The following is a 13,068-nucleotide window of genomic DNA, read 5'->3' on the forward strand; positions in this document are numbered from 1 at the left end:
AGCTCGGCAGCTCGGCACTTTTCCGATCTATTGATTTGTCGAAGCGCCCGCATTCCCATAGCTTGCCTACTCCATGATGGCAAAATTGACTGCACTCGCCCTGCTCCTTCTCACCCTCGGCTCCGCCTCCCACACCATGGCCGGGGAGCCCACCCTGAAACTTCCCATCAGAGTCCACCTGATCACCGGGGTGGAGATGGTGAGAGAAATTCCCGGCCCTGACGGCAAACCGCACCGAACGGTCATGGGAATGCCACTGACGGTCGAAAGCACTGCTCCGATCATGCAGCAGGTGAACGAGATCTGGGAACCAGCCGGGATCCAATGGGTCGTCGACCCCGCAAAGGGTGGCGGCGGCATCGTCGCAGAGAAAGCCGGCGGTGGAAAACTGAGCCCCGAGCGGCTCCAACAACTGGCACAGGCGGCGGCTGGCCGACAGCGCAAGGTCCCCGGCCCCTACATGACCCGCATTTTCCCGGCACTGGCCGATCCGGCACAGAACGAATCGATTGGCGCCGATGGCACATTCAATGACGCAGCGGCCAAGATGTATCACCTTTACCTCTTCCCCTATGTTGGGCAGACGCTGCAAGGCACCGCGCATCTGCCGGGCACTTTTGCCATCGTGGGGGTCCATTCCGACAAGCGTCCGCACAAAGCCGGCTACCCGAAACCGCGTCCCCTGCTCATCGCCGGAGATGCCAAACCGACCTTATCCATCGCCAATTTCCCCGCTGCCGGAGCGCTCTCCGCCACCATCGCCCACGAGCTGGGACACAACCTCACTCTGACCCACCGCGACGAGGGCATGAAAGACAACCTGATGAAAGGGCATGTGAAAATCCGGCTCGCCCCGAATCAGATCCGCCAAGCACGCGCCCAGGCGATGAAGGGTCCATTGATCAAAGAAGAACCCACCGGCTCGGTGCGGATGGAGTCTCTGCCGGGCGACGGCGTCTGGGTGTCGCCACTGCCAGTGGAGTATCAACACGACGGCAGCCCCCTGCGCGCCACCATCTGGTTTGATAAGCAATTGTTAGGCGACGGACAAGGCTACCAGCGCCGCGCCAAAGAATTCTCAGGAGCAGCCCGCCGCAGCCTCAGGAAACAAGTCATCCAGGCACTGAAATCTGAAAACCAACGCTCGCTCGCCGCCGCTGACGATAGCTTGCAAAGCCTGCTCAAGGCCGAGGTCATCAGCGAGCTCGATCCCCACTGGATCGTCAACGGATTCACCTGCAACATCCGGCACAAAGACATCGCCCAACTCAAAAGCGTGCCCGGGGTGCGCAAAATCTTCCTGCGTGTGCCGCGTAAGGTTTCCGAACCGCAAGCCCCCGAGCAGCCAGTGGTGCCGGTGATCGAGGCGCCCACGGAACCTTCCTACCAGCAGATCCCGTGGTATGTCACCCAGCTACAGGCCGATCGCGTCTGGAAGGAGTTTGGTGCCGCCGGCCAGGGCACGCTGAACGTCATCCACGATAAGAACTTCATCTTCTCCGATCATCTCAACAGAACGGTCTACCGCAACCCGCGCGAAACACCCAACAATAGCATCGATGACGACGGCAATGGCTACATCGATGATGTCCACGGTTACAATTTCGATCGTCAATCCACCGTGCTCTACACCCGACCGTTTCACGGCAACCCGAAGAACCGAACCATCCTGCATGGCACCAGTTGTGCTACCATCGTCAGTGGTGCGGCGGCGCTGAGCAGGGCGCCGCAGTATGGCGTGGCACCCCTCAGCCGCTGGGCGGGCGTGATCAACCTCGGAGGCATCGAACGCTCTGTGGAATGGGCGATCGAACAAGGGGCGGACACCTACAGCATGAGCTTTTCGCGGCGGAACTTCGGCGAGTATCAATCGCACTGGCGCAAGGTCATGGAGCATGGCTCGTTCTGCGGCGTTTATTTCGTCTCCGGTGCCGGCAACCGAAAGTTAGACGACCCCCACCCTTTCCTGATGAACATTCCCCAGAGTATTCCCGCTGCCGTTTTTGCTGCCGCCGGGGTTCACAAGGACCTCAGTAAAACCTCCTTCTCATGTGTTGGCCCGGTGACTTGGAATACCGAACACTATCAGGACGGCGTGGTGCAGAAGCCGGAAGTCTGCGCATTCAACTACCAAGTGCCCTGCCTCTTCCCCAATGGCGAAACGGTGCCAGCCCTCCTCAATGGCAACTCCTACGCCGGACCGATGTTCTGCGGAGCGATCTCACTGATGCTCTCCGCCGATCCGGACTTACTGCCCTGGGATTTGCAAGAAATCATCACCAGCACCGCCCGCGACGTGGGCCCCGAGGGACTGGATTATGAAACAGGCCACGGACTGATCGATTGCTACGCGGCCGTCAAGGAAGTGCTCCGTCGTAAGGCGCTACGCTAACGGAAACCAAGCATTCGCCGCTAAGATGCCATGGTGAGCACGTCCAATGCCGGATTGGCACTGCCGTAGCTGACGAGCTGGATATCGAGCCCCGCGCTGAACTTGGAGCGCAGGGCGCGATCGATGGCATCGATGATCCAAGCCTCCGAGTTGCCAAAAGCCCCACCGCCTAACAAAGTCAAATAGACGCTGCGATTGCCCGTTTCCGCCGCATTGATTTGCGCCGCACAGAGAGTCGCTTCATAAGCCGCCTCCAGCACCAGCCTGGCAAAACCCGACCAAGCAGCTGGAGCATGGCTGGAATAAGCGACCGGTAAGGCGGACGCATAGACTTGGCTGACGAGATGCGAGCATGATCGGATAGTGACCTGCGTGCTTCGCTGAAAGCCCACCTGAAGATGCCCCTTGAGCGTCTCCCGCTCGGCCGAAGTGGCGCGATCGAGCACGGTGGAAATTTCCACCAGACCACTGGCGCTGGCCAGTGCGTAACCATTTTGCATCGTCCAGAGTCGATCAGATACATTGCCAAGTGCTGCACCCAAGCCAGCCAAGGCATCCAACTGCCGGGTCGCAGTCTGGCCGATCTGACCATGGATATCGGCGAAATAATGACGGTAGATTGTTCCCGCTCCTGCCGCGATCGCGCAGGCTGGGCCCTGAGTAAAATCCTGTCCATAGATCCCCACTCCCTGCTCCGGTGTGACCTGGGACGAGATCATCTCCAAGAGGTTGAATTGAGAGGCCACTTGGAACAGGGCCCCAGCATTCTGAGGGTCCGCGTGCAGGTTCTGAACATTGGCCACGAGCTGACGCACCCGGGGAGCTGAGCCATCGACCCATTTGCAGGCACGCTGCCGAAGGTCTGCCAAAGAAGCGAGTTCCAGCGTGCCGCAGGTCCAGCGGCCCCCATTGACACGCGATCGGATCTCGGCGCCGGAGCACTCCAAATTGGCCCTAACGGCATCCGATTCCGTCTCTGCAAATCCAGTGAGTTCTTCGAACCAGGTCATTGTTTTGCAGTGAACACCCTGGCACCGGGTTTATCTTTTACATAGGCCCAGGCCCATTGTAGCAGGACGGAGAGCTTGCTGCGGAAGCCGATAAGAAAGAGCAGGTGAATAAACAGCCAAGTCATCCAGGCCAGATAGCCGCGCAGTTTCATGCTGCCCATCTTCACCACCGCCGCATTTTTCCCAATGATGGCCATGATTCCCTTGTCTTTGAAAATGAAAGGAGCTGAGGGATGCTCGCCGGGTGCGCTGGTGAGATCGACAATGCGATCGCCAATGTACTCGCCCATCTGTGTGGCTGCAGGAGCCAGGCCGGGGACCTGTTGTCCTTTGGCATCGGTGTGAGCCGTGACATCCCCTGCCAGATAGACATTGGACATCCCCGGGGCCGTAAGATCCGGATTGGTTTTCACGCGGCCACCACGATCGGTATCCACACCTAACATCCGGGTCAAGGGACTCGCGCCCACTCCCGCGGCCCAGATCAAGGTCTCTGCGTGAATCGGCTCGCGCTCATCAAAGGTCAGGGTATGCCGCTCCACCCCGGTGACGCGGTGACCCAGGACAATCTCCACGCCCAAATGCTCGAGACGCTCTTGGGTGTATTTCGATTGGTCGGGGTCGAAGGGTTTGAGGATGCGATCACCGCTCTGGATCAAAATGACTCGCAGGCTATTGATATCGAGTCGGCGGAAATTCGTTTTGAGCGCACGTCTGGCGAGATCGGAATAGGCGCCAGCGAGCTCCACCCCGGTCGGGCCACCGCCTACAATGGCGATGGTCATCAGGCGTTTACGCTCCTCCGGATCATCAGTGAGTTCGGCACGTTCCAAGGCACCAAAGACACAGCGCCGCACCTTGAAAGCATCATCTAACGATTTCAAGCCCAGCGTGTGTGCCGCCCATTCATCTTTACCAAAATAAGACGTCTGCGCGCCGGCTGCCACCACCAGATAATCGTAGTCGTAGGTTCTGATCGGTGAGCTCACCTGCGACTTTTCCGTATCGATACCGGTGATGGTATCCATCAGCACGGTCACATTGGCGGCGCGACTCATGAGCTGGCGCAGTGATCTGGCGATGTCTGGTGCGGAGAGTGCGGCGGTGGCCACCTGATAGAGCAGTGGCTGGAACAGGTGATGGTTTTCCTTATCGATCAAAGTCACCCGGACGCCAGGCCGGTTGGCCAATTTTTTAGCACAGGATAATCCTGCAAATCCGCCACCGATGATGAGCACATGTTTGGTATCTTCCACAGGTATAGCATGGAGAGAGATCCTCGTCCGTCAAGAAGGCAGGAACAGAAAAACGGGAGGACTCCATCCCTCCCGTTTGCTTGGTTTTATGCTCTGATCCCCTGTTTACGGCAGAACAGTAGCAGGGCCAAAAAGCCCAGATCAAGAATGGCTGAAGCTGCCGGCTCTGGGAGGGCGATCCACATAGGTGGCATCTTTAGGGTATAGTTACAGCGTAGCCACTAGTAGAGGCCCAGCATACACAATGAAACAAAACACGAGGAGACCGAAGTCTCCCCGCGTTCCGAACACACATAAAAAAAATTATCGCCGACGTCGCAGAAGCAGGGCGATACCACCAAGCCCTAACAATGCCGTGGAAGATGGCTCTGGCACAACTTGCACCTGCAGGAGACCATCGGTTGTATTATAGACCACCTCGAGCGACTGCCCTGCTCCAAGACCACTCGCATTGACATTGCCGAAGACACCCGCAGCACCGCCAAACCCACTGACGTTATTAACCAGTGTATAGCTATCTCCCATTGTAGGTGCAGCTGCAAAATTGAGCGCCAAGGTCGAGGTATCGCCAAGTTCCAAGGCTAGTGAGCTCCCAGGGATCGTTAAGTGGTTCAGTGAGCTATCAAATGAGAATGACAGAATACCAGCGTCCCCAATGACCAATTCATCCCCCAAGTTTCCTGACCATGACGTTCCTGAGCTCAGATTGAGTGAACCGCTAATCACCTCAAGAGCCTTAGAAATTTGAGCCGTTGAACCGTCTTCAAATGAAAGCGTTCCGCCATTGGTAATAAACACATCAGCTGAAGCACCCGCCACATCGATAGTCCCACCTAAATTGACATTGATCGTGCCGCCATCGACAAAAATATCTGGATTTGAGCTCACGGTGCCTGAACGAAGCTGAAGCTCGTTAGCACCGGTGTTCAGAGTCCCTTTGACAACGATATCAGTAACCGAGGGGCTATTGTTGAGCATGATATAATCTGCCGACATTGTAGCTGTAGCACCGGCTGCAATTTCCCCAAGGCCATTGCTTGCGTCGGGCAGTCCGTTGTCCCAGTTACCAGCTGTATTAAAATCGCCAATTCCGGTAAAAATAGTCAGCGCCTGAGCAGGCAAAACCAGAAGACCGCCTAGTAGAAGTGTCGTAGTGTGTGTGTTCATGATGGGTTTCTCAATAATGATTAAGTCCTACGCAAGCTAGCCCAACTATGCCGTCTTCATTGAAGACAAAATTTCATTCAACATGGTCAATTTTAGTTATCGATGCCAATGAACTGGAAAGACCGTCACCTCCCGGCCATCGAAACGGTGGGGGGCTACCTCCTACGGCGCTGGACCAGTGCTATCCCACCGAGATCCAGCATGGCTGCGTATGAGGGCTCGAGCTTGGACTCAAGTTGAGACCGGAAACCCAACACAGCATCAGCTCGCTGCCTATCGAGAGCCTCACTGCACAAAAAAACGGGGAGACCGAAGTCTCCCCGTTTGCTTGGAAAAGTTGGACGAAAGCCCTACAAGCCGGCTTCTGCCTTGCGGGCTTTTTCGGCGCGTTTGCGTTCGTGCGGATCGAGGATGCGCTTGCGCAGACGGAGGTGACTTGGGGTTGCTTCCAGCAGCTCGTCGGCCTCAATGTATTCGATGGCGCGCTCAAGGGACATCTTGATTGGAGGCGCGAGGCCCACGGTGATGCCCTTGGTGGCGGAACGGTGGTTGGTCAAGCTCTTGGCTTTCACTGGGTTCACCGGAAGGTCGTCCTTCCGTGGGTTTTCACCGATGATCTGACCTTCGTAAACTTCGTCACCAGGAGCGACAAAGAGTTTACCACGTTCTTCCAGAGGCAGCAGCGAGTATGCCATCGCAGTGCCGGTGCTCATGCTGACCAGAGTGCCGGTGTTACGAGTGGTGATCTCGCCACAGTGTGGAGCGTATTCCTTGAACAGGTGAGACATCACACCGTGACCACTGGTAAGGTTGAGAAGTTCGAACTCAAACCCGATCAGTCCACGAGTGGAAATGGTGGCCTCGATGGTGGCTCCGTGGGCGTTGGTGCCCATGTCCTCGATGCGTGCGCGGCGGTTGGCCAGCGACTTCATCACACCACCGGTGTATTCCTCAGGCACTTCAACGAAGAGCGACTCGAATGGCTCTTCGAGCTCGCCACTTTCGGACTTACGGGTGATCACCATTGGACGGGAGACGAGCACTTCATAACCTTCACGGCGCATGGTTTCCACCAGCACAGAGATCTGCATGGCGCCACGAGCGGCGACTTCGAACACGCCGGCCTTGTCGGTGTCTTCCACCTCGATGGAGACGTTGGTCTTCAGCTCGCGGTCGAGACGGTCTTTGATCGCACGGGAGGTAACGTGTTTTCCTTCGCGACCACCGTAAGGGCCGTCGTTGATGGAGAACTGCATTTTCACGGTGGGAGGATCAATAGCGACGAATGGCAGCGCTTCGACTTCGGCGTCCGCAGACAGGGTGTCACCAATGTCAATATCTTCAAAACCTGCAACCCCCACAATGTTCCCAGCCACACCTTCAGCAGACTCTTGATTAGAAAGTGAACTGTATTCGAAAACTTTAGTCACCTTGCCGCGCACCTTGCTTCCGTCCTTGCAGATCCGGAAAATGCTATCGCCTTTTTTCACTGAACCAGACTGAACTTTGCCCATGGCAACACGACCGACATAATCATCCCAATCGATGTTCGATGCCAACATTTTGAAAGCAGCGTCAGGATCCGAGTCAGGTGCTTGAACGTGTTCGATGATAGTTTCCAGCAGTGGCGTGACGTCCTTTTGCTCGTCATCGAGAGATTTTACAAAGAAGCCATTCTTGGCGGATCCGTAGACGAAGGGAGCTTCGAACTGCTCTTCGCTGGCTTCGAGTTCGAGGAAGAGCTCGAGCACGCGATCGTGCACGCCTTCAGGATCTGAGTGGTCACGGTCGATCTTGTTCACCACAACGATGGGGGTCAGCCCTTGCTGCAGGGCTTTTCTCAGCACGAAGCGAGTCTGTGCCTGGGGGCCATCATGGGCGTCCACGAGAAGGAGCACGCCGTCCACCATCTTCATCACCCGCTCCACCTCGCCACCGAAGTCGGCGTGGCCTGGGGTATCGACGATGTTGACGGTGTAGTCGTTCCATTTGACGGAAGTATTCTTCGCCTTAATGGTGATGCCTTTTTCACGTTCCAAGTCCATGGAGTCCATGGCGCGCTCGCCAGCCTGTTGGTGTTCGCCGTATGCGCCGCCGGCCTTGAGCAGCTCGTCAACGAGAGTGGTCTTGCCATGGTCAACGTGAGCGATGATGGCGATATTGCGGATGTTATTGGTCATGAGTATCTTGTTGGGCTGTGTGCACGGCGAACATTCTGTCGATCAGGCGCGCGGAGACTCTTCGATTTTTCACAAATTGCAATCACGAAATCCTTGAGGCTGCGAGAGTTTACTCCGGCAGACAGCTTGAGCTCGGGTGCAGCAGAGGCTCCCGAACGATTCATCGAGTGATGTTTCCCCGCCCATAGGCTGGGGGGGTTCAGAAAATTGAGGTCTCTACTCAGCCAGCTTAGCGATGCGTTGGGCGGCGGCATCCAACTCGCAATCACTGGCTAGAATGAACAAGCCCTGCCCTTCGTTGAGGCAGTGGTAAATGACGATGACATCATCCATTTCCACCGTCATCCGGTAGACATTACGCCCTGACTCGTGCATTTGCTGGCAGTTCGACAGGAAAAGCTTGGCGGTCTTCGAGGCGGCCTCATGGCTGAGGAAGGTCTCATTATAAAGCACTTCCCCTTCGTCATCACAGACGGCAAAGCCGAGAAGTTCCGAGCGATCGTAAAGTGGCTGGAGGTGCTCACGGATTTTAAGATGCTTCTGATCTGGCTCTGCGGCAGCGGCAGGCTCTTCGGCAGCAGGCTCGTCGGGAGTGAGTTCCTTCAGACTGATCGGTGGCTGCATCGGCTTAGGAGCTGGTGCGACTGCTGTGTGTGTGTTGGTATCGCTCATAGTGCTGGGTTTATTTAAGTCAGGTCCTCGATGTCGTTGAGAGCCGTGAGACAATCGCGCAAACTATCTTGATGGGACTCGAGAATGGCACAGTCGACATCCATCGCCCCTGCTTCGGACGCATCGCCGCCTTCTGCATGGCGCACCGCGGCTACCACGGTGTAGTCTTCTTCGTCGCTAACGATTCTCATCTGGCCATCATTGCCAAACACCTCGTTTAAAGGGGCAAAAGCTTGGGCAAAGTAGCTGGCATTCTCACCGACAAATCCGGCATAAATGCCCTCGGGCACTTCATACTCATTTGCCAAGTTTACGAGTGCCGAGGTCTCAACCGGGGCAATGGTTTGGTCTGCATTCATATCGGTCTATTAATAAGGTAAAGATTAACTCGCAAGTTCAGGCTCTTCCAGCTGGTCAAGCATAGCCTGCTTAATTTCATCATCTGGGATCTGCAAGCGGAGGGCATTGTGTTCTGGCAGGCCTGCTTGACGAATTTTCTCACAGGCGCTCTCGATATCATATTCCACTTTGCGTGATTCCACGCACTCTTCCACGGTGTCTAAAATAACATATTCAGCCCGTTTATCATCGCTACGCGGCTGGCCCACCGAACCCACGTTGACAAAAAACTGATGCTCTCCGGTCAGTTCAATTTTCTCGAAATCTCGATTGGTCCGTCTTGCCTCAGTAGAAAAATAAATCTGCTGATGGATATGCCCGAAGAAACACACACGGGTTTTTTGAAAATGGAAGTGGAGAATTGCCTCGATGCCATTGACCACGTAGTGCCAGTTTTCAGGCTCATACAAGCTGGCGTGCACGATCTCCATGGTTCCCACCCGACGGCTCATCGGTAGATTTTTCAACCACTCAACCTGAGCCGGACGCAAGTTGTCGCGGGTCCACTCAAGTGACGCTCTGGCCCTGCCGTTCACGCCTTCCGGGATCTCGTCGCCGGACGCGTAGGCATCGTGGTTTCCCTTAACCACGGCGCAGTTGAGCCCGCGGATGATATCCACACAAGCTGCAGGATTGGCATTGTATCCTACAATGTCGCCCAGGCAGATGAAGCGTTTCACGCCTTGCTCGTTTGCGTCTTTGATGACACTGGTGAGAGCCTCAAGATTAGCGTGAATGTCTGAGATGATTCCGTATTTCATAACACATGATGGGACTGAACGACAAACGGGGGTCGGCAGAAGTTATCAACATAGCTAAAATTTCCCCCTTTGTAAACAAGCTAAGTCAAATGTTAATCAGAGCTGCACTTGAAACAAAAAAAGAACCCGCTGCCAGCAGCGGGTTCCAAGGGGTGATATAAGGATCAATTTCCGAGCAACTTACCTCCTGCGGCGCAGCATCATTGCGACGGCACTCAGGCCGAGTAAAGCACTGGACGAAGGCTCTGGCACAGCAGCCAGATCCGCATTCACCACAATATTGCCAATACCGACGCCGCGCTGACTGACATTGCCATTGGTGCTCCCCGTTGAGAGAGGATCGATCAAAAAATCGACAGAGGCGACCGATCCGATACCAGACAAATCCCAACTCACACCCGTGGCTGCCGACTCTCCGCCGCTGCCGGAAATGCTGGCTCCCGTTTCGCTGCTGAGCAGGGTCCACGAACTGCCTCCATTCAGGCTGTAATACATCGACCAGTCGGCCGAGACCGTGCCACCCAAGCCTGTGCCTTCAGCAAAGGTATCTGCGGTGGCCGATTGGCCTACGAAATTGAATAAATCCGATCCTGTCGCAGAGACGCTGAAGGTCACCCAGGAGGAATTACCCACAGGAGTAATAGTCGGACCAGAATCCAGTTCGCGTAAACTACTGAATTGAATAGCATTGGTGACACCGAAGTCGTTGGTCTTCCGGTTGGCACTTTCCTGATTACCGGCACTTAAGGCTCCGGTTCCGGTGGCATGATCGGTCAGGTTCGTCGTTGTCCAAGAAGACTGGGCCGAACTATCTGAAGCTAGCACGGGGTTGTTGCTCGTGTGAGTGAAGCTATCGAATTTAGCAACGACAGTGGCGTGAGTGTTGGATGCGGCGATGAGGGCGGCCAATAAGATCATTTGATATTTCATAGTGATTTGCATTAGGTTGAGTGAACATATTTCATCCTACATTTCCCCGCCTTTATGTCGTTGCGATCTTGCGTGAATTTTTTATGATATTGCGCAAAGTGAAAGGCAGCACCACATCCCAACTCCATCAAGCCCCAACCATCGGCCTGGTGCTTGATTTCTTTAATCCCCGTATTTTGGAAGGGGTGCATGCCTTCTTGGAGCAGTATGATCTGCGCCTGGACGCCCGATGGTCGGTGCGCGGAGATTGGACACCCAAAGAGCCTGGGTGGGACGGGGTGATATACGGCGTGGTCGATAATCCGGAGCTGCATCAGCGGATTCAACAATGGAACATCCCCAAGATCTCACTCACTGCGGAAAAAGCAGACGAGTGCTCGGTCCTGCCCGATTATGTTCAATGCGGTATGATGGCGGCCCGGGAGCTAGTGGATGCCGGTGCGGCCAGCTTGTTTACAGTCACTCTAACTCCACGCGAAATCGACACCCAGTTCGCTCAAGGAGTCACGGAATTTGCGCGCAGCCATGAGATCCCTCACCACCAGCGTCGAATCAAGATGCCGAGTCTGAAAAAAATGCAGCAGCTTCTGCTTCGTGAAGTCAACTCACTCCCGCGGCCCTTGGGCTTCTGTCAGCCCCATGCCTCGGTATTTTACAGCACCCAGCCGGTCTTGATCGACGCCGGCTACCGCATTCCGGAGGATGTCTCGATGGTGGTGATTGATAAGGATGTGCAGTCCACCCCCAGCCTCGCCACCGTGCCCCTGACCACCGTCGAACTCAACGAGTGGCACCGAGGGTTTGTAGCTGCAGAGATGCTGCATCAACTCCTCAACGGGGAAACACTGACGCAGAAACAGCTCATCATTCCGGCCAAGGGGATCACCCAGCGGGCCAGCACCGGCCACCTTCGCATCGAGGATCAGGTGGTGGGCAAGGCGCTGTCCTTCATGCGACAGAATTTTAGACGGCCGATCGGAGTGGACGATATCGTAGCCGTCGCCGGCACCTCACGCAGGACGGCGGAGAACCGCTTCCGCGAGACTTTCAACCTCGGCATCCATCAGGAATTGACCCGCTTGCGCATCGAGGAAGCGAAGCGACAGCTCAGTCAGCGCGATGTCAGTGTGACCACGGTGGCGGGCCGGTGCGGATTTTCATCGGTGCACTATTTCTCCACCGCCTTCAAACGTGAGACCGGCCAATCTCCGAAAAGCTATCAGCTCGGGGCGAAGTGACGTTTTGCCGCCAAGGCCAGCGCCGCAACGGCAGCGAGACCGGCCACGGCCAACCAGAGATCACGATCCGACCAGCCACCGCCTACTTTCCCAGCGCTTTATTGGCGCGGGGCATCGAAACGTGTCTGATGTAGGGATCGTTCGGGTTTTTCTTCGCATAGTCCTGGTGATACTCCTCCGCCTTCCAGAATTTCTTGATAGGCACGATCTTGGTAGCCACCTTTTTACCGAGTTGCTTCTCATGCTCGATCTTCGACTGCTCCATGGTCCACTGTTCGGCGGCATCCGTGTAGTAGAGCTCGGACCGGTAGTGCTTGCCAAAATCGGGAGCCACACCGCGAGTATTGGTGGCATCATGGCTGCTCCAAAAGTAGCCTAACAAAGTTTTCAAATCGGTCTTCTCATCGTCGTAGGTGATCTGGATCGCCTCGGCGTGGCCAGTTTTCCCTGCGCTCACTTGCTCGTAGGTCGGGTTCTTTTCGTCACCGCCGGTGTAGCCAGAGACCACATCGGTCACCCCAGGGAGCTGTTCGTAAATTTCCTCCATGCACCAGAAACATCCGGCGGCGAAGACCGCTTTCTTTTCTTTGGCAAACAGGGCGCCCGGCAGCAGCAGCGCAGCCGTTAGGATAGGGATGATTTTTTTCATGGTTGTGTGGATTTGAATGATTGGGCGAGCTCGGGAAACCCTTCTTTTTCCAGATCTTCCGCCGGAATGAAGCGTAGGGCCGCCGAGTTCATGCAGTAGCGAAGTCCAGTGGGTTCCGGTCCATCGCTGAAGACATGGCCGAGGTGGGTATCGGCATACACCGATCGGATTTCCGTGCGGAATCCATCGCGACGTTCTTTGATCGCGTCTTCGGAGATGGGTCGGGTGAAACTCGGCCAGCCGGTGCCGGAAACGTATTTATCCTCGGAGCTGAACAAGGGCTCGCCGCTGACTATTGAGACGTAAATGCCCTCGCGTTTGTTGTCCCAGTATTTGTTTTTAAAGGCGGACTCGGTGGCGTTGCGCTGAGTGACCTTATACTGCAGCGGTGTCAGTTTCTTCCGCAACACCGTA

The 13,068-nt window shown here is 55.7% G+C and carries 11 protein-coding genes and 1 pseudogene; 2 read left to right on the plus strand and 10 right to left on the minus strand.

Annotation, left to right across the window (positions count from 1 at the left end; translation table 11 throughout):
* The first annotated feature begins 73 nt into the window (after positions 1–73).
* Positions 74–2,392, plus strand: coding sequence for a S8 family peptidase (locus JO972_RS14920; protein ID WP_309490879.1), 2,319 nt, complete (start codon positions 74–76; stop codon positions 2,390–2,392).
* Between the two features lie 20 nt (positions 2,393–2,412).
* On the opposite strand, the gene JO972_RS14925 is transcribed toward JO972_RS14920, so the two are convergent.
* The 8 genes from JO972_RS14925 to JO972_RS14960 all read right to left on the minus strand — a co-directional run bounded on the left by JO972_RS14925 (position 2,413) and on the right by JO972_RS14960 (position 10,767).
* Complete coding sequence (locus JO972_RS14925) at positions 2,413–3,402, minus strand: hypothetical protein (protein WP_309490880.1); 990 nt, start codon at positions 3,400–3,402, stop codon at positions 2,413–2,415.
* The gene (locus tag JO972_RS14930) at positions 3,399–4,658 is read right to left on the minus strand and encodes an NAD(P)/FAD-dependent oxidoreductase (RefSeq protein ID WP_309490881.1); all 1,260 of its coding nucleotides are present in this window, start codon (positions 4,656–4,658) and stop codon (positions 3,399–3,401) included. The genes JO972_RS14925 and JO972_RS14930 overlap by 4 nt, the downstream gene beginning before the upstream one ends.
* A gap of 303 nt (positions 4,659–4,961) precedes the next feature.
* Entirely contained in the window at positions 4,962–5,825 is an 864-nt protein-coding gene (locus tag JO972_RS14935; RefSeq protein WP_309490882.1) for a PEP-CTERM sorting domain-containing protein, read from the minus strand.
* A gap of 350 nt (positions 5,826–6,175) precedes the next feature.
* Positions 6,176–8,005, minus strand: a complete 1,830-nt coding sequence (gene typA, locus JO972_RS14940; protein WP_309490883.1) for a translational GTPase TypA — start codon at positions 8,003–8,005, stop codon at positions 6,176–6,178.
* Positions 8,006–8,221: 216 nt separating this feature from the next.
* Positions 8,222–8,677, minus strand: a complete 456-nt coding sequence (locus tag JO972_RS14945) for a hypothetical protein (protein WP_309490884.1) — start codon at positions 8,675–8,677, stop codon at positions 8,222–8,224.
* A gap of 14 nt (positions 8,678–8,691) precedes the next feature.
* Complete coding sequence (locus tag JO972_RS14950; protein WP_309490885.1) at positions 8,692–9,036, minus strand: hypothetical protein; 345 nt, start codon at positions 9,034–9,036, stop codon at positions 8,692–8,694.
* Positions 9,037–9,060: 24 nt separating this feature from the next.
* Positions 9,061–9,837, minus strand: a complete 777-nt coding sequence (locus JO972_RS14955) for a metallophosphoesterase family protein (RefSeq protein ID WP_309490886.1) — start codon at positions 9,835–9,837, stop codon at positions 9,061–9,063.
* Between the two features lie 180 nt (positions 9,838–10,017).
* The gene (locus JO972_RS14960; RefSeq protein WP_309490887.1) at positions 10,018–10,767 is read right to left on the minus strand and encodes a PEP-CTERM sorting domain-containing protein; all 750 of its coding nucleotides are present in this window, start codon (positions 10,765–10,767) and stop codon (positions 10,018–10,020) included.
* 83 nt (positions 10,768–10,850) lie between these two features.
* Here JO972_RS14960 and JO972_RS14965 point away from each other — a divergent pair, with 83 nt between their 5' ends.
* Positions 10,851–12,005 carry a helix-turn-helix domain-containing protein gene (locus JO972_RS14965; RefSeq protein WP_309490888.1) on the plus strand — a complete coding sequence of 385 codons (1,155 nt, stop codon included), beginning with the start codon at positions 10,851–10,853 and terminating at the stop codon, positions 12,003–12,005.
* Positions 12,006–12,087: 82 nt separating this feature from the next.
* On the opposite strand, the gene msrA is transcribed toward JO972_RS14965, so the two are convergent.
* Together msrA and msrB are read right to left on the minus strand one after the other, a co-directional pair.
* Positions 12,088–12,654, minus strand: a complete 567-nt coding sequence (msrA, locus tag JO972_RS14970; protein WP_309490889.1) for a peptide-methionine (S)-S-oxide reductase MsrA — start codon at positions 12,652–12,654, stop codon at positions 12,088–12,090.
* Positions 12,651–13,061, minus strand: a pseudogene (gene msrB, locus JO972_RS14975) (peptide-methionine (R)-S-oxide reductase MsrB); the annotation flags it as partial. The pseudogene msrB and the gene msrA, both read right to left, overlap by 4 nt.
* Between the last annotated feature and the right edge of the window lie 7 nt (positions 13,062–13,068).

It is taken from the genome of Oceaniferula flava, from assembly GCF_016811075.1.
GTDB classification, from domain to species: Bacteria; Verrucomicrobiota; Verrucomicrobiia; order Verrucomicrobiales; family Akkermansiaceae; genus Oceaniferula; species Oceaniferula flava.

What these genes read in the sequence shown, in the direction of transcription:
- JO972_RS14920 (WP_309490879.1), top strand. Translation starts at nt 74, where the DNA reads ATGATGGCAAAATTGACTGCACTCGCCCTGCTCCTTCTCACCCTCGGC.
- JO972_RS14925 (WP_309490880.1), bottom strand. Translation starts at nt 3,402, where the DNA reads ATGACCTGGTTCGAAGAACTCACTGGATTTGCAGAGACGGAATCGGAT.
- JO972_RS14935 (WP_309490882.1), bottom strand. Translation starts at nt 5,825, where the DNA reads ATGAACACACACACTACGACACTTCTACTAGGCGGTCTTCTGGTTTTG.
- typA (WP_309490883.1), bottom strand. Translation starts at nt 8,005, where the DNA reads ATGACCAATAACATCCGCAATATCGCCATCATCGCTCACGTTGACCAT.
- JO972_RS14945 (WP_309490884.1), bottom strand. Translation starts at nt 8,677, where the DNA reads ATGAGCGATACCAACACACACACAGCAGTCGCACCAGCTCCTAAGCCG.
- JO972_RS14950 (WP_309490885.1), bottom strand. Translation starts at nt 9,036, where the DNA reads ATGAATGCAGACCAAACCATTGCCCCGGTTGAGACCTCGGCACTCGTA.
- JO972_RS14955 (WP_309490886.1), bottom strand. Translation starts at nt 9,837, where the DNA reads ATGAAATACGGAATCATCTCAGACATTCACGCTAATCTTGAGGCTCTC.
- JO972_RS14960 (WP_309490887.1), bottom strand. Translation starts at nt 10,767, where the DNA reads ATGAAATATCAAATGATCTTATTGGCCGCCCTCATCGCCGCATCCAAC.
- JO972_RS14965 (WP_309490888.1), top strand. Translation starts at nt 10,851, where the DNA reads ATGATATTGCGCAAAGTGAAAGGCAGCACCACATCCCAACTCCATCAA.
- msrA (WP_309490889.1), bottom strand. Translation starts at nt 12,654, where the DNA reads ATGAAAAAAATCATCCCTATCCTAACGGCTGCGCTGCTGCTGCCGGGC.